The organism is Segatella copri, from assembly GCF_002224675.1.
Lineage (GTDB): Bacteria > Bacteroidota > Bacteroidia > Bacteroidales > Bacteroidaceae > Prevotella > Prevotella copri_U.
The window spans coordinates 24,349-45,122 of sequence record NZ_NMPZ01000015.1 but is presented as its reverse complement, the minus strand read 5'-3'; the positions used below and the strand labels follow the sequence as shown (position 1 = coordinate 45,122).

At 45.6% G+C, this 20,774-nt stretch carries 21 protein-coding genes and 1 pseudogene; 13 read left to right on the top strand and 9 right to left on the bottom strand.

Annotation, left to right across the window (positions count from 1 at the left end; all coding sequences use genetic code 11):
* Positions 1-91 precede the first annotated feature (91 nt).
* From CFT61_RS10100 to CFT61_RS10090, 3 genes are read right to left on the bottom strand one after another with little or no spacing between them, the layout of a single operon-like run.
* Positions 92-571 (bottom strand): DUF4186 domain-containing protein, encoded by a 480-nt coding sequence (locus CFT61_RS10100; RefSeq protein ID WP_089544310.1) that lies wholly within the window; start codon positions 569-571, stop codon positions 92-94.
* A 38-nt stretch (positions 572-609) separates the two neighbouring features.
* Complete coding sequence (locus tag CFT61_RS10095) at positions 610-2,142, bottom strand: Na+/H+ antiporter NhaC family protein (RefSeq protein ID WP_089544309.1); 1,533 nt, start codon at positions 2,140-2,142, stop codon at positions 610-612.
* A 53-nt stretch (positions 2,143-2,195) separates the two neighbouring features.
* On the bottom strand, positions 2,196-2,450 hold the full coding sequence (locus CFT61_RS10090) for a methylated-DNA--[protein]-cysteine S-methyltransferase (protein WP_437176826.1): 255 nt from the start codon (positions 2,448-2,450) through the stop codon (positions 2,196-2,198).
* 296 nt (positions 2,451-2,746) lie between these two features.
* Between CFT61_RS10090 and CFT61_RS10085 the strand changes: the two genes are divergently transcribed.
* From CFT61_RS10085 to CFT61_RS10050, 7 genes are all read left to right on the top strand, one after another.
* The gene (locus CFT61_RS10085) at positions 2,747-3,970 is read left to right on the top strand and encodes a site-specific integrase (protein WP_089544308.1); all 1,224 of its coding nucleotides are present in this window, start codon (positions 2,747-2,749) and stop codon (positions 3,968-3,970) included.
* Positions 3,967-4,338, top strand: coding sequence for a hypothetical protein (locus CFT61_RS10080; protein WP_089544307.1), 372 nt, complete (start codon positions 3,967-3,969; stop codon positions 4,336-4,338). The genes CFT61_RS10085 and CFT61_RS10080 overlap by 4 nt, the downstream gene beginning before the upstream one ends.
* 381 nt (positions 4,339-4,719) lie before the next feature.
* On the top strand, positions 4,720-5,976 hold the full coding sequence (locus CFT61_RS10075) for a primase-helicase family protein (protein ID WP_022121237.1): 1,257 nt from the start codon (positions 4,720-4,722) through the stop codon (positions 5,974-5,976).
* A gap of 276 nt (positions 5,977-6,252) precedes the next feature.
* A complete protein-coding gene (locus CFT61_RS10065; protein WP_089544305.1) occupies positions 6,253-7,203 on the top strand; it encodes a toprim domain-containing protein in 951 nt (316 codons plus the stop codon).
* A gap of 190 nt (positions 7,204-7,393) precedes the next feature.
* Entirely contained in the window at positions 7,394-8,758 is a 1,365-nt protein-coding gene (mobV, locus tag CFT61_RS10060; RefSeq protein WP_089544304.1) for a MobV family relaxase, read from the top strand.
* A gap of 257 nt (positions 8,759-9,015) precedes the next feature.
* Positions 9,016-9,609, top strand: coding sequence for a C39 family peptidase (locus CFT61_RS10055; RefSeq protein WP_022328649.1), 594 nt, complete (start codon positions 9,016-9,018; stop codon positions 9,607-9,609).
* Positions 9,610-9,619: 10 nt separating this feature from the next.
* Complete coding sequence (locus CFT61_RS10050; RefSeq protein WP_089544302.1) at positions 9,620-10,003, top strand: hypothetical protein; 384 nt, start codon at positions 9,620-9,622, stop codon at positions 10,001-10,003.
* Between the two features lie 327 nt (positions 10,004-10,330).
* Here CFT61_RS10050 and CFT61_RS10045 read toward each other — a convergent pair whose 3' ends face one another.
* The gene (locus tag CFT61_RS10045) at positions 10,331-10,612 is read right to left on the bottom strand and encodes a methylated-DNA--[protein]-cysteine S-methyltransferase (RefSeq protein ID WP_254918929.1); all 282 of its coding nucleotides are present in this window, start codon (positions 10,610-10,612) and stop codon (positions 10,331-10,333) included.
* A gap of 47 nt (positions 10,613-10,659) precedes the next feature.
* On the bottom strand, positions 10,660-10,860 hold the full coding sequence (locus CFT61_RS10040; protein WP_040553377.1) for a helix-turn-helix domain-containing protein: 201 nt from the start codon (positions 10,858-10,860) through the stop codon (positions 10,660-10,662).
* A gap of 513 nt (positions 10,861-11,373) precedes the next feature.
* On the opposite strand from CFT61_RS10040, the gene CFT61_RS10035 reads away from it, so the two are divergent.
* The 4 genes from CFT61_RS10035 (at position 11,374) to CFT61_RS10020 (ending at position 16,003) form a co-directional block, all read left to right on the top strand.
* Positions 11,374-12,387, top strand: a complete 1,014-nt coding sequence (locus CFT61_RS10035) for an aspartate-semialdehyde dehydrogenase (protein ID WP_089544301.1) — start codon at positions 11,374-11,376, stop codon at positions 12,385-12,387.
* Positions 12,388-12,493: 106 nt separating this feature from the next.
* The gene (locus tag CFT61_RS10030) at positions 12,494-13,810 is read left to right on the top strand and encodes an AAA family ATPase (RefSeq protein WP_089544300.1); all 1,317 of its coding nucleotides are present in this window, start codon (positions 12,494-12,496) and stop codon (positions 13,808-13,810) included.
* 46 nt (positions 13,811-13,856) lie between these two features.
* Positions 13,857-14,366 carry a C-GCAxxG-C-C family protein gene (locus CFT61_RS10025; RefSeq protein WP_089544299.1) on the top strand — a complete coding sequence of 170 codons (510 nt, stop codon included), beginning with the start codon at positions 13,857-13,859 and terminating at the stop codon, positions 14,364-14,366.
* A 56-nt stretch (positions 14,367-14,422) separates the two neighbouring features.
* Positions 14,423-16,003 (top strand): vWA domain-containing protein, encoded by a 1,581-nt coding sequence (locus tag CFT61_RS10020; protein WP_089544298.1) that lies wholly within the window; start codon positions 14,423-14,425, stop codon positions 16,001-16,003.
* A 164-nt stretch (positions 16,004-16,167) separates the two neighbouring features.
* Here the strand turns inward: CFT61_RS10020 and CFT61_RS10015 are convergent, their stop codons facing one another.
* On the bottom strand, positions 16,168-17,157 hold the full coding sequence (locus CFT61_RS10015; protein ID WP_089544297.1) for a TerC family protein: 990 nt from the start codon (positions 17,155-17,157) through the stop codon (positions 16,168-16,170).
* Between the two features lie 181 nt (positions 17,158-17,338).
* Here CFT61_RS10015 and CFT61_RS10005 point away from each other — a divergent pair.
* Positions 17,339-17,515, top strand: a pseudogene (locus CFT61_RS10005) (glycoside hydrolase family 16 protein); the annotation flags it as partial.
* An 85-nt stretch (positions 17,516-17,600) separates the two neighbouring features.
* On the opposite strand, the gene CFT61_RS10000 reads toward CFT61_RS10005, so the two are convergent.
* The 3 genes from CFT61_RS10000 to CFT61_RS09990 all read right to left on the bottom strand — a co-directional run bounded on the left by CFT61_RS10000 (position 17,601) and on the right by CFT61_RS09990 (position 20,145).
* On the bottom strand, positions 17,601-18,065 hold the full coding sequence (locus CFT61_RS10000) for a copper resistance protein NlpE (protein ID WP_089544295.1): 465 nt from the start codon (positions 18,063-18,065) through the stop codon (positions 17,601-17,603).
* Positions 18,066-18,165: 100 nt separating this feature from the next.
* The gene (locus CFT61_RS09995; RefSeq protein WP_089544294.1) at positions 18,166-18,459 is read right to left on the bottom strand and encodes a hypothetical protein; all 294 of its coding nucleotides are present in this window, start codon (positions 18,457-18,459) and stop codon (positions 18,166-18,168) included.
* 30 nt (positions 18,460-18,489) lie between these two features.
* Positions 18,490-20,145, bottom strand: a complete 1,656-nt coding sequence (locus CFT61_RS09990; protein ID WP_176425573.1) for a carboxylesterase/lipase family protein — start codon at positions 20,143-20,145, stop codon at positions 18,490-18,492.
* A gap of 245 nt (positions 20,146-20,390) precedes the next feature.
* On the opposite strand from CFT61_RS09990, the gene CFT61_RS09985 reads away from it, so the two are divergent.
* A complete protein-coding gene (locus tag CFT61_RS09985) occupies positions 20,391-20,768 on the top strand; it encodes an L-rhamnose mutarotase (RefSeq protein ID WP_089544357.1) in 378 nt (125 codons plus the stop codon).
* Positions 20,769-20,774: the final 6 nt, after the last annotated feature.

Below are 20,774 nucleotides of genomic sequence, written 5' to 3'. Positions count from 1 at the left end.
GCCCAAAGTGTGGGGGCAAGATGCAACCCACTGGCGAAGAAGAGTTTTGGACATGAAAATTCTAGCCTTTATAGGAAAAAGAAATTCCTTTTCAAACTTGTTTTTCTATCCAGGTCATAAGTACCGCTACTGCATATTGCTGTTCTTCTTCTGTCAACTGTCTTCCGGCAGGTATATGATGCCATTTGAAGAAACAACCACGGCAGCAGCAGCCAGTAGCATGCTGGGCAATGAAAACAGGATGACCTCTCATCGGTGTCTGCTTGCCGTCATTGGGAATCACTGCAGGAGCAAGGCGTTTGGCAACGAAATCCTCCGCATGCTTACGGATGGTAGCCAAACCCTTTTCTGCAATATATTCCTTATCCTTCTTCGAGAGATGGAAACGGCTGCGGAAAGCTGATTGGGAAAGTCTTTCAAACAGATCTGTCAAATCATACTCTTTGTCTGAAGAAGTATGCTTTTCCTTGCTTTCTGAAGAGATAGAGTCTTTCTGATGATCCTCTATCTCCTCAGAAAACAAATTGAGTTCTACATATTTTGCTTGGTTTACTTTTGAATCTTTTTTCATTTTTAAGAGTCTCCTATATCTATGAATCTCCTATATATTTAATGAATATCAGACTCTTCTGCTACAGATGCTTTGTTTTCCTTGGGTTGTGGATTGGGTACAAAGCCCAGAATGGCAACCAGACAACTCATCAAAGGACTGATGATGTTGAAGAAGCAGAAGGGAAGATAGACCAGGGTCGGGATGCCAAGAACTGTACTCTGCGTCATACCGCAGGCTGTCCATGGAACCAGCACGCTCGTCACGGTAGCACTATCCTCTGTACTTCGGCTCAAGAGTTCAGGTTGGTAACCTCGTTCGGCATACTCATCCTTGTAGATAGATGCATTCATGATGATACTCAGGAACTGGTCACCCATTACGAGATTGAGCAAGACGCCTGATGTCACGGTACTGCAGACAAGCGAGATGGTACTGTGGATGCTTTTCAGGAGCATGTGGGTGATGGCGTGGAGCATGCCGCTGGCTACCATACATGATCCGAAGCACATGGCACAGAGGATGAGCCAGATGGTATTGAGCATGCCAGCCATGCCTCGGGTGGCAACAAGATCATTGATGTTCGCCATACCGCAATCTACCTGGGTATGGGTATAGCAGGTGGTCATGATTCCTTGAAAGAGGCTTTTGGCAGAAATACAGTCTTCGCCTGCTATCCCTACAAGTACTTCCGGCTGGAGAATGAGGGCACAGATGCATGCAGAAAGGGCAGAAAGCAGAAGGGTGATGAGGGATGGCGTCTTTCGGTAGATGAGCCATCCGGTAAAAGCCGGAACGAGCATGGTAAACAGGGAAATATTGAATCCATGGCTCAGACCAGTAAGATACTGGCTGATATCCACTGGCTTGGAATCATAGCAGAGACCGATGATAAGATAGAGTACCAGTGAGAGCAGGATGCTTGGTATGGTGGTGTAGAGCATATAGCGGATATGTGAGAAGAGATCCGCTCCAGCTATACTCGAAGCCAGGACGGTGGTATCGCTCATTGGCGAGAGTTTATCACCAAAATAGGCACCGGAGATAATAGCTCCAGCCGTGTAAGGGGCTGGTATTCCCAGGGCATCTCCGATTCCCATCAGGGCAATGCCAATGGTGGCAATGGTGGTCCATGAGGTTCCCGTCATCACAGAAATGATACTGGAGATGATGCATGCGCAGGGAAGGAAAAAGGTTGGTGACATAATCTGTACGCCATAATATATCAATGTAGGTACTACGCCACTGATCATCCAGGTTGCTGACATCATTCCGATGAGCAGCAGGATCAGGATAGATACTCCGGCATCGCCCACCGTCTTTTTGATCATCTCTTCAAAGATATTCCATTTCATCCTATAGATGCCCATGCCGAGTGCCACACATACGGCTGTGGCTATCATAAGGGCCACCTGGGAGGCACCAGCCAGGGCATCGTCTGGGAAGAGTTTGACAACCAGGACGATGAGGGCGATAAGTACTGCCAGTGGTATGACAGAAATGAAAGGATGTGGACTAGCTGGCTGCTGCGGTGGGCAGGATACCTGATTCTCTGCAGCTTGAGATTTCTGTTTCTTTTCTTCTTGTTCCATTTTTAATACTCTCTTATTGACTTGATGTTCATTTCTTTTATTTTTTGTCTTCTTTATTTTCTTATTTGAAAATCAACATTATGTTGTTTTTGTTCTGCTTCAATCTCTAATAACCTTCTCTTTGCATCCAATCCTCCGGCAAAACCTGTAAGGAGATGATTGCTTCCGATAACACGATGGCAGGGAATGAAAATGCTGATGCCATTAGCGCCGATGGCACCTGCCACGGCTCTTGTGCCATTGGGATTACCCAAACTTATGGCTATTTCCTTATAGCTCCTTGTTTCTCCGTAGGGGATGTGGAGCAATGCATGCCATACTTTATCAAGAAAATAACGCCTAAGAAAGCAAAAAATAGCAGAATGATGCTTTTATTTTGAGTTTCAAGTGGTTGTGGCAGCCGTTGGCTTTAAGTGGCACAGACAAGGAAATACGGAAAACGCAGATTGATGAAATAGAAACGCTTTCAAATCATTACCTCGCAGAAACGCCCTAATAAGCATTTTTAACGGTGACGGTTCATATTTCCCCATTCTGCGTAAGTTTTGGTTTTGTCATGCAGCTCTCACAGTTTAATTTTGCACCGAACAAAAAAGTAAGAATTATGAGATGCACTTTCAAGACAGTCTTCTATATAAATGGAAGCAAGGAGAGAAACGGAATTGTCCCTATCATGGGACGAGTGACAATCAACGGAACTATCGCACAGTTCAGTTGCAAGCAGAGCGTGACCAAGGCTATCTGGGATGCCAAGGGCAACAGAGCCATTGGCAAGAGCAAGGAAGCCAAGGAGGTGAACTTTGCGCTTGACAACATCAAGGCTCAAATCGCCAAGCATTACCAACGCCTTTCCGACCGTGAGGCGTTCGTTACAGCTGAGATGGTGAGAAATGCCTACCAAGGCATAGGCACAGAGTACGAGACCTTGCTCAGAGCCTTTGACAAGGAGAACGCAGCCTTTGCCAAGCGTGTAGGCAAGGACAGAGCCAAGAACACCTACCGCAAGTATCTGACGGTAAGAAAGTATGTTGCCGAGTTCATCAAGTATCAGTACAAGCGCAGCGATATGTCCATGAATGAGCTTACAGAGGAGTTCATTCGTGACTATTGTCTGTACTTGAAGAATGTTGTAGGACTTGCGCAGTCCTCTATTTGGATTTACTCCATACCACTGAAACATATCGTAACGGCAGCTCACTACAACGGCAAGATACCAAGAAATCCGTTTGCCATGTACCACGTTGACCCAGATCACAAGGAACGTGAGTTCTTGACCTTGGACGAGCTTACCGCCATGACAGAGATGAAGTTGGAAGACCCGAATATGGCATTTGCGAGAGACCTCTTTCTCTTTGGTTGTTGGACAGGTATCTCTTTCATCGACATCAAGAACTTGACGGAAGATAACATCAGCATGATAAACGGTGCTCCTTGGATTGTGTCCAAGCGTCAGAAGACTGGTGTACCTTTTCAAATCAAGTTGATGGATATTCCCATGCAGATTATTGAGAGATACAAGTCTTTCAGAAAAGGAAGCCACGTATTCAATATCGGCAATCTTAGCAACATCAACAAGCGCATCAAGAAAGTTGCTGCAATGTGTGGCATCAAGAAGCGGGTTTCATTTCACGTGTCTCGCCACTCTTGGGCTGTTTTAGCCTTGGAATATGGTATGCCGATAGAGAGCGTGAGCAAGATTCTTGGCCATACAAACATCACCACGACGCAGATATACGCCAAGGTGACAAGCAACAAACTTGACCATGACATAGCAGTCTTTGAAAGTCGAATCAAGGGGCACTTGCCTGTTATGGGAGGAATGGTATGAAAAGGACTGTAATCACCGTGGACGGAAATGGAATACTTTCCATTCCGTCCAACTTGGAGAACTTGTGGATGAGTGAGGGAGAATTGGTCAATATGCTTCATGTTACCGCCCCAAAACTCAACTCTGTGATACAAGTCATATATAAAGAAGGCATGTTGTCTATGTCGGAAGTCCAACAAAGACAAGAAACTTCCAAGGGTATTTGGCAAACATTGTATGGATTCCCTATGGTTGTTGCCATTTGCTTCCGTCTCACCTCTAATGGGGCTATGCAACTTCGTAATGCCATCTTCAAGAGGCTGTACGGAGCAAAAGAGAAAGCAGCCATTGTCCTACAACTCTACGGAGGGACAAATGCCATTAGCTGAGATTGGTTGTATCTTTGACGCTTCTATTATTCACTGTCGTATTGACTTGCCTACGTACTGATTCACTGTCGTATCAAGCATTTCTGTGAAGAACGAAGAACTGCTGATGTCAAACGTTTTACAGTTTTATCGTATGACATATAAAACGTATGACATGCAGGAATACATTTTTGTTCATCCCGAGGAAAGGTTTGCAAGGAAGCCTCTCTTCGGGATTTTTCGTTTTATCTTATCCCGAAAGGCTACATCAAGCACATTGATTTCCAATCTTTTAACATTGTCGGTGCAAACTTCTCCATTCTGCGCAAGTTTGTGTTTTGCGTTTTGATTTTCCGCCCTTACCTTTGCAACTTTAATTTATCAACTCACAAAGGTTAGATTATGAGCAAGACAAACGACAACAATCAGCTTGTAGGCGTGGCAAATGCAAAGCCACAGGCTGCACCTCCGACAAACGAGGTGTTCATCCGTGTTGGCACAACCTTGTACAAGGTGGTTGACCAACCTACCATCAATGGAGGAAAGGTAAGAAAGCGCATCCCATGGAACATGGAGACCTTGCGTCAGGACTACGGCAAGGAGTTCATCAAGTACGTTCACAAGTATGACGGCTTCTGTACTGTTCCCGAACATGTGAACCACCGCACGGTGATAGACGGTTTCCTCAACCTATACGAGCCGATAGGACATAAGCCGATGCAAGGGGGCTTCCCAAATATCAAGAAGTTGGTTAGTCACATCTTCGGTGAGCAATATGAGCTTGGCATGGACTACCTGCAACTTCTTTATCTCAGACCAGTGCAGAAGCTGCCTATTCTATTGCTTGTATCAGAGGAAAGAAACACAGGCAAGACCACGTTCTTGAACTTTCTGAAGGCATTGTTCCAGGACAACGTGACATTCAACACCAACGAGGACTTCCGCAGTCAGTTCAACTCCGATTGGGCTGGCAAACTGCTCATAGTCGTGGACGAGGTATTGCTCAGCCGCAGGGAGGATTCCGAGCGGTTGAAGAACCTCAGCACCACACTCTCGTACAAGGTGGAAGCCAAGGGCAAGGACAGGAACGAGATTTCCTTCTTTGCCAAGTTCGTGCTGTGCTCCAACAACGAATCACTCCCTGTCATCATTGACGAGGGCGAGACCCGATATTGGGTGAGGAAGATTTTATCGTTGCAATCTGACGATACCGACTTCTTGGAGAAACTGAAGGCGGAGATACCCGCTTTTCTGTTCCATCTGCAAGGCAGAACGCTGTCCACAGAGCGGAAGAGCCGTATGTGGTTCGCCCCCGAACAGATAGCGACCGATGCTCTGAGGAGAATCATACGCTGCAACCGCAACCGACTTGAGGTGGAAATGTCGGAGCTGTTCCTTGAGGTCATGGAGAACACCCAAACCGACAGTTTGCAATTCTGCCTCAATGATGCAATCGCCTTGTTGCAATGCAACCACGTGAAAGCGGAGAAGCACCTTGTGCGAAAGATAGTGCAGGACTGTTGGAAGCTGCAACCTTCAGAGAACGCCCTCACCTACACCTCATACGAGTACAACTACAACAGCAGCGGTCACTACTCGCCAACAAAACGTGTGGGCAGGTTCTACACTGTAACGAGGGACAAGCTAAATAGCATATAATTTTGTTGAATTGTTGAATATGACGAAAGAAGTGTTGGATATCAAGTATTTAAGGCTCAACATTTTCTCAACAAATCTCTCAACAAAAGAAAGAGACTGTTGAAAAGAGAAAACATGACCGCTAATGCCTGTCTTTCTCTTTTGCCCAGTGATTTTGTTGAAAAGAACCATTTGTTGAGAGTTTGTTGAGAAGATAAGCCTTTGGTTATCATACCAATACATACTATTTTCAACAATTCATCAGAAATACATACACCACTTAATCCACAGTAAGACATGAATATTCAAGAAGCAAAGCAAATCAAGATTGCAGATTATCTGCTAAGTTTGGGACACCACCCTGTCAAACAGCAGGGTGCAAACCTTTGGTACAAGTCACCGCTGAGAAACGAGAGCGAGCCATCTTTCAAGGTGAACACCACGATGAACAGTTGGTTCGATTTCGGAATGGGCAAGGGCGGCAACATCATCACCCTTGCGTCATACCTTTACGCATCAGACAACTTGCCATATCTCTTGGACAAGATGGAGAAGCAAGCGCCCCATGTACGCCCGACCGACTTTTCTTTCCCTCAGCAAGCTTCCGAGCCGAGTTTTGAGAGATTGGAGGTTAGGGAGCTCAACCACCCTGCACTCCTGCGCTATCTGAGCGAGCGGAATATTGACCTGTGCATAGCCCGAAAGGAATGTGTGGAACTCCACTTCTCGCATAATGGCAAGAACTACTTCGCCATCGGCTTCAAGAACAAGTCGGGCGGTTACGAGGTTCGTAACCGATTCTTCAAGGGTTGCATGTCCCCCAAGGACATCACACATATCCGACAGCAAGGCGAGCCAAGATACTCTTGCTATGTTTTCGAGGGCATGATGGACTATCTTTCCTTTCTCTCGTTACGCATGGAGAAGTTTCCGTCTTGTCCGTCATTGGAAGCGCAGGACTACGTGATACTCAACTCCACAAGCAATGTGGACAAGGCTGTTGACGCACTCCACGGCTACGAGCGCATCAGTTGTCTGCTCGACAACGACGAGGCAGGGCGGAAGGCAACGCTTGCCATCGAGAACGCCCTCAGCTACCGTGTGAGGGATGCATCCCACTTGTACAGCGAGTACAACGACTTGAACGACTATCTGTGCGGAGTGAAATCCAAACAGTCGGTACACCAAGTACAGCCTGTTAAGCGGACTGCTCCACCTCGGAAGAAAGGCGCAGCCTTAGGTATGTAGGCGGTTCCTGCTCCAATGGCTATTCTGAACGGAAAAGCCATAGCTCAATAGGGCGTTTTCTTGACGCAGTGGCACGCCACCGCTAAAAACACCCATTTGAGCAAAGGGGCATCCCCTTTTGAAACCCCGTGAGCCATGCGCAGGGCGCAATGCGGCAAGCGGATTTGTACAACTCAAAAACAAGTTTATTATGGGACATTTCAGTTTGGATTTCAAGAAGGCAAAGGGCAGCTCTGACGCAAGGGAGTCAGACCACATAGAGCGCAAGGTGATACCCGACAACGCTGACCCTACGAGAACTCACCTCAACCGTGAGCTTGTCAAGATGCCGAGCGGTGTGTATGGTCGTGACGAAGCCATCGCCCACCGCATCAAGACGGCAGGCATCAAGCGCAAGATAACCAATGACCAGGTGAGGGTGATTAGAACCGTGCTGTCTGGAACGCACGAGGACATGATGAACATCGCAGCCAATGGTCAGCTTGACGATTGGTGCAACGACAGTTTGAAGTGGTTGCAGGACACGTTCGGCAAGGAAAATGTCGTGTCGGTGGTTCTCCACATGGACGAGCACACGCCGCACCTTCACGCCTCCATTGTTCCGATAGTGACAGGCGAACGGAGAAAGGCGAAGAACAAGACAACGGAAGAGGGCAAGCGGACATACCGCAAGAAAGCCAATGCCGTGAGGTTGTGTGCCGATGATGTGCTCAACCGTGACAAGATGGTTGGCTATCACGACAGCTATGCTGAAGCCATGGGCAAGTATGGCTTGAAGCGAGGTGTCCGTGGGTCGGATGCGAGGCATACCTCCACGGCACAGTATTACCGTAACATCAAGCGAGAGACGGAGAGACTTCAAAACTGCATGAAACTGCTGCAATCCGATGTGGAGGAAGCAGAGCGACTGCTCAAACAGACCAAGAGCGAAATCAACACGGAGAAACTACAGGCTGCTAAGACGGAAGCCAAGACTGCCTTTGTGTCGAAGATTTGTTCTCTTTTAGGTAGTGGAAAATTGAAGGAGGTGGAGCAGCACAACCAAAAGTTGTGCGAGCTTGTGACAGACAGAGAGCAATACATTGACGAACTCCATGGGAAAATGCAGCGAATGGAGGACAGCCACACCCAACAACTCGGCGAGATGCAACAGAAACACCAAGCAGAGGTCGTTGATTTGAAAAGCAAGCACTCCACGGAGGTAACGATGCTCAACAACATCATCCGCAAAGCCAAGCGTTGGTTCCCGATGTTGGAGGCATACTTGCAAATAGAAAGTTTGTGCAAGAGGATAGGCTTCACGGCTGAACAAATTAGTGTGCTCCTTGCTGGAAAGGCACTCAACTTTAGCGGTTCACTCTATTCCGAGAAGCACAGAAGAAAGTTCAATGTGGAGAATGCAGAAATCAAGGTGTTCTCTGATTCTACCAAACCGAACCAATTGTTTCTGTGTATCAATAGACAGCCTATTGTTGAATGGTTCAAGGAGCAATGGAATATCTCAAAAGATAGAAGAACCTTAAATCCGAAGATAAATAAAGAAGAAAAAATCTAAAGACCTGAGCAACAAAAAGTTGCTCAGGATTTGGATATGTCAGAAAAATCACGCTATCTTTGTAGCGTCAAAATTTAAAAAGATATTTCTAGGCAAACAAAGATATATTGTTAAAAAGGATAAATAATTTTAATTTTTCAACACTTAAAATATTTTTTTTGTAAATTTGCAAAAAAATATAGAATCTTGTAGATTTAAAGATGGTTGCTACAAGTGCAAGAATTGAATGACGAAACCATTTGGAAAGGAAAATGTATATGAAGATAAAACATTTGTTATTTTTTATTCCTGTAACTTTTTTGGTCGCATGTGAAGGGACTGATTTAATCGAGCCAGACAATGTGTCGAAAGAACAGATTTCCACTCAAATAATTTATAACCCGACAAAATATTCAAAACAAAAAGGTGATGTCTTTGTCAAAAGCAGTTTGCCAACAACAATGGCAAAGCAAATACCTAATGCCTGCGTAACATCAATTATGGAGTATGCAAACAATAAAGTTTTTGGTGGAACAGTAAATGAGGGAGCGTATATTCTATATTATACACAGACATATAATTCAAATCCTTTGATTGATGGTGTTTCTTTGGATTATATCGAGCCTTTTGTAACACATTTCTTTAAAACTCAAACATTTACAAATTATAAGTCTGCAATAGATGCCAAGCATCCCGTCATGACTGATGTAAATAGCCAAATAGAAAGCTCTGCCCATAATGTGTTATGTGTAGGATATAACTCCAATACGGGTGCTGCTATTTATATGGACCCTGAGCTTGCTTGTATGTACTCAGTTAATGCTGGGTATTTTTTACAAGATTATAATATAGTATTAACAGGTATAAAGTAATTAAATAAATATGAAGTTGATTTTTAAATATTTTTTTATTTCTCTATTGTTCCTAAATGGGCAATTAGTTCATGCACAATCATTTAAAATCGACAGCTTAAAAGGTAAAAAATGGGAGTTGCAATTGCCAAAAGGAAAGTCTTATACTTCGAGTCTTATATTCAAAGATACGACATACACAACTAGTTTCTCCTTTAATGGACAGACTCATACTATAGAGAAGCCATACTTAATACAGCAGGAAAACGTAGAAACATTTTATGTTATTTTTCCATCAGAAGGAAAGGGTACAAAAACTTTCTCTGTTAAGTTTAAAGTTTTAGAATTTACCGACAAGTTGCTAAAATTGCAAAATACAACAACAAATGTTGTAAATACGTATTTCGCAAAATAAACAACTAGTAGATTGTAAAGTCTAAAAGTTTAGTAAGGCACGTGTGATATTTCATCAATCATCAGTATGTGACGAACGACGTTTTACTCAACTTTTAGACTTTACAGACCACTAGTAAGACAGTGCTTTTTGCAACATATTTCTCTGTTTGATATTTTTTGTTTAATAAAATTCTTAGATTCATTATTTTTTTGTATTTTTGCAGCCGAAAAGAGTTGTTAGGCAGCAAACGTATGCAGATTGCAGAATTTAGAACTGTTGCTAAATCATTACCTCTGTTGAGGTGAAAAACTCATAAATAGTTCATTTTTAGCTATTCGGCTGATTTTAGCGTAATTTTTTCTGAAAATCGGTTCCTATAGGGTGCAACGGAATATCGAATGTCCTGCGGCTGCCGGTGAAATATTCATTCAGTTGCTTCTTGGCCAGTTCCAGGATAGGGGATGTTTCTATCTTGAACTCAGCCTTCATATACTGCGAAAGCCGAAGCTTATTGCGCTCTGAACATGGCATTTCATTCCAATCACAAAGGCACAATTCATCGTCCACCGATGCCAGGATGATTTCTCCACAAGGCGAACTGTAATATTGGATGCTTACTTGCTGCATTATATCAGATACGATTGAACAGATTCTTATTTTTCATACAATTTATTTTAAACGGTTTGACGAATCTCATATTTAACCTCCATGCCAAGGATATCCATGATTTTTTCAACCGTCGATAGGGAAGGGTTGCCTTTACCGCTCTCTATTTTCTTGATGGTTGAAATGGCTATCTCAGACATGTCAGCGAGGTCTTGCTGGGTAATCCCCAAGGCCTTACGCTGCAATTTCATTACTTCTTGAATTTTCATACCAAGTAGTGTATTATATTGTACTTTTCCTGCAAAGGTAGCAAAAAAAATCCTAGATTACGCAAGAAAAGGTATAATATATTGTTCTTTTATAAAAAATTATAAGTTCCTGGGATTTTTCTTGGTTATTTGCCATTGAATATTATTTTTTTTCTTAACTTTGCATGCACAATTCATTATAGAAGTTATGTGAACGGATGATTTCGCTGTTTTTCTTTTGAACTACTAAACGTAATTGCAACTATTTTTCTCCGTTTTTATGCAAATTCTTGCAGAAAAGTAAGCAAAAAAGATAAAATTGCAGCAAAAAGCAATAATTTTTGGGATTTTATGCTTGATATTGTAGAAAAAGTCTTAACTTTGCAGCGGATTTGAGAGGATAAGCGGTTTTAGCTAACAAAACGATGAGAAATCATCGGGCTGGAAGATGAAAGATCATCGGGCTGGAAAGGAGCATCCCTTCTTTTCCATAAGATTCACTTATAACAACTTTATAAATTAAAAGATTCGATTATGAAAGTAGCAATTGTTGGTGCAAGTGGCGCTGTAGGACAGGAATTCCTGCGTATCCTTGCTGAGAGAAATTTCCCTATGGATGATTTGGTGTTGTTTGGTTCTGAGCGTTCTGCCGGACGAAAATACAACTTCAAGGGAAAGGACTATGAGGTCAAACTTTTGCAGCATAACGATGACTTTAAAGATGTCGATATTGCTTTCACATCTGCTGGTGGCGGCACTTCTGAGGAGTTTGCCGAGACTATCACCAAGTATGGTGCCGTGATGATTGATAACTCTAGCGCATTCCGTATGTGCGACGACGTGCCTCTGGTTGTGCCTGAGGTAAATGCTGAGGATGCCTTGAACCGCCCTCGCAACATCATCGCCAACCCTAACTGTACCACCATCATGATGGTAGTAGTGTTGAAGCCTATCGATGACTTAAGCCATATCAAGAAGATTCATATCTCTTCTTATCAGAGTGCTTCGGGTGCTGGTGCTGCTGCCATGGCTGAACTTGAGCAGCAGTATAAGGATATCATCGAGACTGGTAAGACTGAGCATATCAATAAGTTCCCTCATCAGTTGGCATATAATGTCATTCCACAGATTGACAAGATGACTCCTAACGATTACACCAAGGAGGAGATGAAGATGTTTAACGAGACCCGCAAGATCATGCACTCTGATGTTCGCACCAGTGCTACCTGTGTTCGCGTTTCTTCACTCCGTTCTCACTCAGAGAGTGTATGGTTCGAGACTGAGAAGCCATTGGCAGTAGAGGACATCCGCAAGGCTTTGGAGGCTGCTCCAGGCGTAACTGTAAAGGATGATGCCCAGAACTACGTTTATCCAATGCCATTGGAGAGCGCCGGTAAGGACGATGTATATGTAGGTCGTATCCGCAAGGATTTGGCTGATGACAATGGTAACACATTGTGGTTGACTGGCGACCAGATTCGTAAGGGTGCTGCCCTGAACGCAGTTCAGATTGCTGAGTACTTGATTAAGGTGGGCAACGTAAAGTAAGCCATACCTTATTTATATAAAAGAATATGAGGAAGTTAAGGGATAATGAATTTTATCTCTTAACTTCTTTTCGTCTTTATACGATTCTGATCAGAAAAGTAAAGATATGCTTGAAAGATTCAAACAATTACTCGGTGAGATGAACCGGGGCATTTATGAGAAGGAGACGGAGATATCGCTCTCGCTTCTTGCCGCTCTGGCAGGCGAGAGTATCATCTTGCTGGGACCTCCGGGTGTGGCGAAGAGTATGGTGGCCAGACAGTTGAAGACGGCGTTCAGGGATGCTCAGAGTTTTGAGTATCTGATGTCACGCTTCTCTACGCCCGATGAAATCTTCGGTCCGGTGAGCATTCAGAAACTGAAGACTTCGGATACTTACGAGCGTGCGGTGGAGGGGTATCTGCCTACTGCCGATGTGGTTTTCCTGGATGAAATCTGGAAGGCGGGTCCTGCTATCCAGAACACGCTCCTCACGGTGATTAATGAGAAAATCTTCAGAAATGGCAATCGCGAAATGCATCTCCCTCTGAAACTTCTCGTGGCGGCTAGTAATGAGCTGCCGGCTAAGGGAGAAGGACTGGAGGCGCTTTGGGACCGATTCGTGATTAGAATAGAGAGCCGACCGATTAAGCTGGAGAAGAATTTCCGTGCAATGCTGCTGGAATCTAATGAGTCTCACACGGATCTCACAGATTCCACGGATGAGGCTAATGTTATGTCCAAGAAGTCTTCTGTAAAGCAAACACTAATGGGAGTAGAAATATCAGAAAGAGATTTGTTTATTTCTGAGGATACAAAGAAAAAATCTGTGAGATCTGTGAAATCCGTGTGCGATATAAGAATATCCCCTGAGGAGTATGCTGAATGGGCGGAGAAAATCTGTAAGATTGGCGTGAAGGAGGAGGTGCTTGATGCAATTTCCGCCATCCGTAAATCTCTGAGAGCCGTGAATGTGGATGAGGCTGCCGAGCGCAGAAATATCTATGTGAGCGACCGCCGATGGAAAAATATCGTTCGTCTGCTTCGCACTTCTGCCTTTATGCAGGATAGGGAAGAGGTGGATATCTGCGACCTGCTTCCTATCTACCATTGTCTGTGGCAGGAACCGGAAGAGCGGGATGCAATCCGAAGCATCGTGATTCGTGCACTCTTTTCTCCTTTCGCAGAAAAACTCGTGGAGATGAAGAATGCGCTTGCCGAGGATATCAAGTATCATCGGGTTCGCAGAAATCCTGATGATGGCAGAGATTATGAGGGGGAAATCGAAACCCTTTCGGATGGCTTGACTTCGCTGGAAAGGCAGTTGGGCGAGAATCTCTTTGTGTCTTCGGATGATAAGGCTGAAATTTCGGCCTATCTCCGTGATTTCTATAAGGAGTTGGCGTTTACCCGACAGGATACGATGAAACTTTATGAGGTTTAATCGCCTCCAGTTACTTATACATTATTATATTTAGAAGAACAAAAACATGATGAACGAACAGATAACTTTATCTCCAGAGTTGGAGGCTCGTGTTCACCAGGCGGTGGAGAATTTTATGCAGGGCTATGGCTGCTGCCAGTCGGTGGTGGCTGCCTTTGCCGATTTATATGGTCTTGATGATGAGATGGCAAAGCGCATTGGTGCCGGCTTCGGTGGTGGAGTTGGCAGAATGAGAATGATGTGCGGAGCTGTTTCGGGCATCGTGGTGCTCGTGGGCTTGGATTGCGGACAGACCGAGGGGGATGATCGCGAGGGAAAGTCGGCCTGCTACAAGGTGGTGCAGGATTTGTTAGCCAAATCGAAGGAGCAGAATGGCAGTATCATCTGTGCCGAGATTCTGGGCTTGAAGGGCCATGAGAAGGCGCAATCCAGCTATGTGGCTTCGGCAAGAACGGCAGAATACTACAAGTCTCGTCCTTGCGCAGCCAAAGTGGAGAGTGCCGCAAGAATCTTCGCAGAATATCTGATGGAGAAAATGAAGAAAGAGAAGGCTTAGTCTTCCTATAATATATAAGAGGCTTTTTACCGATTTGGTGAAAAATATCGAATAAGATGAAATACCAGAATAACAAGGATTTGGCGGAAGCACAGTATTACTTGAAGATGCTGGACGACTTCTGCAAGTCGGGGCAGGTGAAGATTCCTGATCCGACTGGCGCAGCCATGCCTTGGAATTTGAAGGAAGACCCGCTGAAGGATTATCTGATTCATCTCTTTACCCTGAAAGTAACGATTCCGGAAACTGGTGAAGAGGTGCAGAAATTCGTGCGCCAGGTGGTGAACAGCAAAATCAAGAGCAAGGTATTCTATGATTGTGTGGGAAAGTTCATCGTGGAATGTGTTCATCACATGCGATTCCAACGCCAACGTGCCTGGACCGAAAGTCATCGGGCTGATGATGTGCTCGACTGGACTCCCTTTAAGAGAATGGATGAGCAGGTGTGGCTTCCGCTCATCGACCAGTTGGAGCAGGAACACCGGGAGGATGGATTCGATAAGTCTTTCTTCCTGAAACTGATGGCTGGCGATGGTGCTTCGAAACCGGAAAACTGGGAGCGACTGGTAAGAGACTGGAAGGTGTGCATCGACCATCAGGTGCTCAGCAAGCTGAAGGATTTTATCTCGCTCCGTCAGAATAACTTCGAAACGGGATTGGTTCGCATGATGGACCAGATAACCCGCAACATGAAGACGAAGGGCGTTTCGGAGCAGCGAGCCGTGCAAGCTTGGGAACTGATGACGAACGGATGGACGGAAACGGAGTTTGAACGCCGCTTGAACCAGGTGAAGATTCAGGATCAATATCCGGAAATTAAGGAGATTGTGGCGAAGATGGGGCGTGTGGCAGATGCCAACGGCAAAGATAGGCTCACCATCGCTTCGGGGGTGGAGATGAAGATGGAGCATTCCGCAGGAAGCGACATCGAGGGCATTACCGTGGGCGATGATCTCAATTCGCTTCTTCCGCTGGAGTTGGCGCAATACAGCGACGAGGATATGGAGGGGCTTTTTATCTATAAGTATCGAACCCGCAGGCTCCAGACTTTCCGTTATAAGAGCGAAATGTCGAAGCCATCCCGCAAACTCGGCTTTACCCATGCTTCCCGAAAGGGGCCGATGATAGTTTGCTTGGATACTTCGGCGAGTATGTATGGAACGCCTGAAAGGATTTCTTCTACGCTGATTTCCTTGTTGGAAGAAACGGCAGAGGATTTGGAGCGGGATTGCTTTCTGATAGATTTCTCCGTGAGCACCCGTGCCATCGATTTGATGGCGAAGCGGAAGGCGGAGCGTTTGAAGAGGATTGGAATCACGGTTGTGGAAGCTCATGAATCAACCCATCTGCCTTTTATAGGCGGTGGAACTTCGGCAAAGAAGATGATGAACCAGATGTTTGATTTGCTCGATAACGACGGTCTTCATTATGTGAATGCCGATGTGCTTTGGATTACGGATTTCCTGATTCCGAATCCGCCGCAGCAGATGTTGGCGAGGTTCAAGGAGTATAAGGAAACGGGCACCAGGTTTTATGGTATTCGGATTGTTCGGGATGATGACAAGGAGCCGAATGAATGGAAGGATTATTTCAACCATATTTATACCATAAAGTATAGACCGTTGAGGAGGTATTAGAAATATAAACAGTTCGCCCTGTAAAGGCAAAAACTTTGTACTTTCCAGGTACTTAAGAGCTTTTGCCCTTACAGGGCGACATTCTTGCTTATGCGTAAACCCAGGGCGGTGCCCTGGGCTAAGAGCTTCTGCCCTTTCAGGGCGTATTACTGCGTTTTGTGTTTTTAAGCTTCCTTTTTCTGCGGAATCACCACCGAAGCTCCGATGCTGACGAGTAAGACGAGGATGATGAATACCAGCGAACTTACTGCATCAATCTCGAAGAAATCGTGGATGAGCATCTTCACACCGATGAACACCAGCAGCACGCTCACACCCACCTTCAAGTAGCGGAACTTATCGGCTATCGCTGCCAGCAGGAAGAAGAGGGCACGCAAGCCCAGGATGGCGAAGATGTTGGAGAAGAACACAACGAATGGGTCGAGCGAAACCGAGAATACGGCAGGAATGCTGTCGAATGCGAAAATCAGGTCGCAGAACTCGATGAACACCACCGTCATTACCAGCGGTCCAAGATGCAGACGTCGCTGCATGAACTTCACTACCGGATGATCCAGGGCATTGATCTCTTCCTTCTTATTCCTGTTCAAGAACATCTTGGCGCCGCTGTAAACCAGGAATCCTCCGAAAACGAGCAATATCCAGGCAAATCGGCTGATAAGGGCTGCACCCGCAAAGATGAAGACGAAGCGAAGCACGATGGCACCCAGGATTCCCCAGTTCAAAACGTGCTGGTAATCTTTCTTATCCACTCCAAACGAACTGAAGATCATCATCATCACGAAGAGATTATCCACTGAGAGCGTCTTCTCTATCAGATAACCCGAGATGTAAGAGATGGTCATGTAGTGGCGATATTGCTGCAGACTCCCTTCATAATCGTTCGGATCCAGTTTGAGATGAGAAGCATAGCGCGAGGCTATCAGCTTCAGGTCGTCGAAGTTCTCTATGCCGTGCACCATGTCTCCATGAAAGTAGATGAACACGGCGAAGGCGAGAGCGAGAATAATCCATACTGCCGTCCAGGAGCCAGCTTCCTTGATGGAAACCACATGCGCCTTTCGGTCGATGACCAGCATGTCTAATACGAGTATGGCGGCGATGAAAATCACGAAGCCCACCAAAAACATCGATTCAGTAAAAACATGTTCCATTTTTCCTTTTTCCTTATCTATTTTTTATTATACCTAATTTCATAGTTGAATCTTAATAATCATTTCATCCGTTAGAAACGTAGGCGCAAAATTAGGAAAAATATCTGTAATAGCGGTAGTTCCGGCGAAAAACTTAATTGAATTTAACGTGAAAGATGAGAATGTAATGGGTTTGTAATATACCGATAAGCCTTGGACGGCGAAATGGAACAGCAAGGCTATCCCTTTCACCCATTTCACCGATCGTGATGGGCAATGGGCTGATAAGTTCCACGTTTGGCGCATGGATTGGAATGAGCAGAGCATCCGTCTTTATCTGGACGATGAACTTCTCAACGAAATTGGGTCAACTGCCACAACGCAAAGCACCCATCTCGTATTTTGGAAGCAGAAAAAGATGCTTTCTTGATATGAGATGGGTGCTCTTTTTAAATGTGAATAGCTTACTTCTTCTTGGTCAGCACATAGTGCTTAGCCATGGCGCCTTCAGGCTCAGTACCGAGCGAGTCGGTCATGATGAGGCTGTTGGCATCCTTCACCTTGAAGTAAGTAGTCTCGCCGCTGGATGGGCGGATGATTTCTACTACGTTGTTAGCCAATACCTTGAAGATACCGCTTGCTTCGTCGTGACCATCCTTGCGCTCCAGATAGTCGGCTGAGTACTGATAGGTGCTGTCGGCATTGAGCGTCAATACAGTCTTGATTCCAGGACAATCGGCAGCAGGGAGAGTTCCCTCATAGGTGCCGGCGATGGAATCGAGCACGATATCGTTAGAATTGAGCGAATCATTTCCTGCATAGCTGAGACTATCCTGATCAGCTCCCTGGCTATTTGTCTTCTTGCTATTGCAAGAGACAACTGACAATGCAGCGATAACGGCTGCTGTCAAAACTAATTTCTTTTTCATACTATACTGCTTTTTAAGTGAATTCTTTTCGCAAAAATACGCTTTTATCTGTTACGGGCAAACTTTTTGCATAGAATTTATAGAATATTATACTATTTTCTCAATTGATGATGATGGGCACAATCTCTTCCTCGTTGGGCCAATGCGGCAGATAGAGCAGCGGGCGAGGGGTTCCCCCCAAGCCCGTCCAGTCTATCTGTTTCACAAAGTCGAAATCGGGAGGACCGAAGTCGAAACTTCTTCCATAGAGAACGATGGTGCCCCTGCCTTCATCAATTTTCCATAAACCTCCGCCGTAGGTGCATTGCTCACCCGGGGCCAGCATGTCACGGTGAAGATAGACGTGGCCGAACTTCAGCACTCCGTCTCTATTGATGATGAATTTCTGAAACATCTCTATTTCTGATTGAATCTATAATGAGACTTATTTCTTCTCCCAGAACATTTTGTCGATGAAATCATAGCGCTTCTCCATCTGGGCATCAGCCTTCACTTCTGTCTTTACATCTATCTGAAGCACAGGAGCTACTGCCTTGCCGTTGGTAGATGGCCACTCCGGCAGACCCAGACCATTTGGATTCCCGGTCTTTACGAAGTTTACATAATACTGGCTGAAGATGTCGCTGATCATGTAATCCTCCGGTTGCCAGTTGAACACGCGGTTGGTAGGCAAGGTGCCCATTGCATATTCTATGTCGGCAGAGTGAACGGCACCCTTATCCTGTGGAGCAGGAGCTGCATCTTCCTTCGCATCTACCACGCCGCCAGCCAAAGCTGCCACCTTTCCCTTGATGGCCATTGCTGGGCGAGGATGACAATAGCGGTAGCGGTAAACTGGCTGTCCGCCGGTCAACTTATGCATGTTGCCCCACTTCCAGGTAGAATAATCCAGGAAGATATCCGAAGCCAGATTCACACCCGGCTGCTCCAACACATCCTTGTCGCTGTTGATTCCGTAAAGGCGGAAGAGTTCATCGATGTTCTCTGACCCGAAGGTGGCCTTGGCGCCAGCCTTCAGATTCTCAACGGTAGGCTGTTTGCCCATCAATACCGCCCATGGAGTCATCTCCTGGTTGTTGCCACCAATGAGCAGAGGCACCTTGGTCTGCTCGCCCTTGGCAAAGACATCTACAGGCTGTTCTTTCATAAAATATCCGTCGATATTATAGACAGGAACCGCTCTTACTCCCGCCAGCTTCATCAGTTCCTCGGCAGGAAGGGCACGAAGCTCGTTGAGATTCTTCATTCCTATGTTCTTTTTCACCTTCTTGCCCGTTTTCTTGCCTATCTTCTCTGCTATTTTCTGGGCAAGCTGCACACCTTTCTCCTCGGCTTCCTTCTGGGTGGCAATCTTCTTGAATCCCATCACCGAACCGCTGGAACCCATAGCCTGAGCAAAGAGTCCCTGGCAGAGAGGGGAAGCCATCAGGGCGCTTACTGACATGGAACCAGCCGATTCGCCTACGATGGTGATGCGGTTAGGGTCTCCGCCGAAAGCCTCGATGTTATCCTTCACCCATTGGATGGCTGCCACCTGGTCCATGAATCCATAGTTGCCGGAACCCTTGTAGGATGTTTCCTTGGAGAGCTGTGGATGAGCGAAGAATCCGAAGATGCCCTCACGATAGTTGGCTGTGATGGAGATGATGCCCTTGCGCGCCATTGCATCGCCCGCATATCTAGGTTCGCTTCCGCTGCCAGCCATCAGTCCTCCGCCGTTGAAATAAATCAAAACCGGCAGATGCTCCTTCATGGTCTTTGCAGGAGTCCATATATTAAGGTATAGGCAATCCTCGCTGTTTGTCTTCGTGCCGAAGTTCATGTCTCCGAAGATAGGTTCCTGCATCGGGTTCGGTCCGAACTCCTTTGCCTCGCGCACGCCCTGCCATTTCTGGGCTGGCTGAGGAGCCTTCCAGCGGAGATTGCCCACAGGAGGGGCTGCAAATGGAACACCCTTGAAAACTGTGATGCCTGAGAGGTCTTTTCCTTCGAGAATACCTTCGGCTGTCTTTACCTGAGTCTGCGCCATCATTCCCATAGCAGGGAGCAGAAAGGCGATGGATAAAAGTAGTTTCTTCATATCGTAAATCTTTAGTTTCTTTTAATCTTATGGAATTGTTTTGTAAATCATAACTTGCATTTCTGCAATGATAATGCAAAAATAAACAAAATATCGGTAACTTGGCTTGTTTACCTCAATTTTTTTTCATATTTTTGCAGAAAATAAGCTGCGCTCGGCAATTTGTAAGCAAGCTTACATTGCGCTCGCTTGCATTATTTTTGCAGATAATATAATGTTTAATCTTTAAAACCCTAATGATTATGATGAAAGGTTATGAACAGAAGAAGTATCCTGTAGCCACCAAGCGCTACGTGCAGTGGCTGGAGTTGGAATCTGATGAGGAGGCTATCCGTGAATATCGCCGCCTGCATTCAGAAGGTGTGCAATGGAAGGAAATCCGTGACGGAATCCGACAGGTAGGTATCCTGGAGATGGAGATTTACATCTTCGGCAACCGCCTGGTGATGGTTGTGGATGCTCCCGTAGATTTCGATTGGGACAAGAAAATGGCAGAACTCGCCACCCTCCCTAGACAGGCAGAATGGGAGGAAGTGGTAGGCAAGTTCCAGAAGTGCGGCAAGGGTGCTACGAGCGATGAGAAGTGGCACATGATGGAGCGCATTTTTTATCTTTACGATTAAAACAGT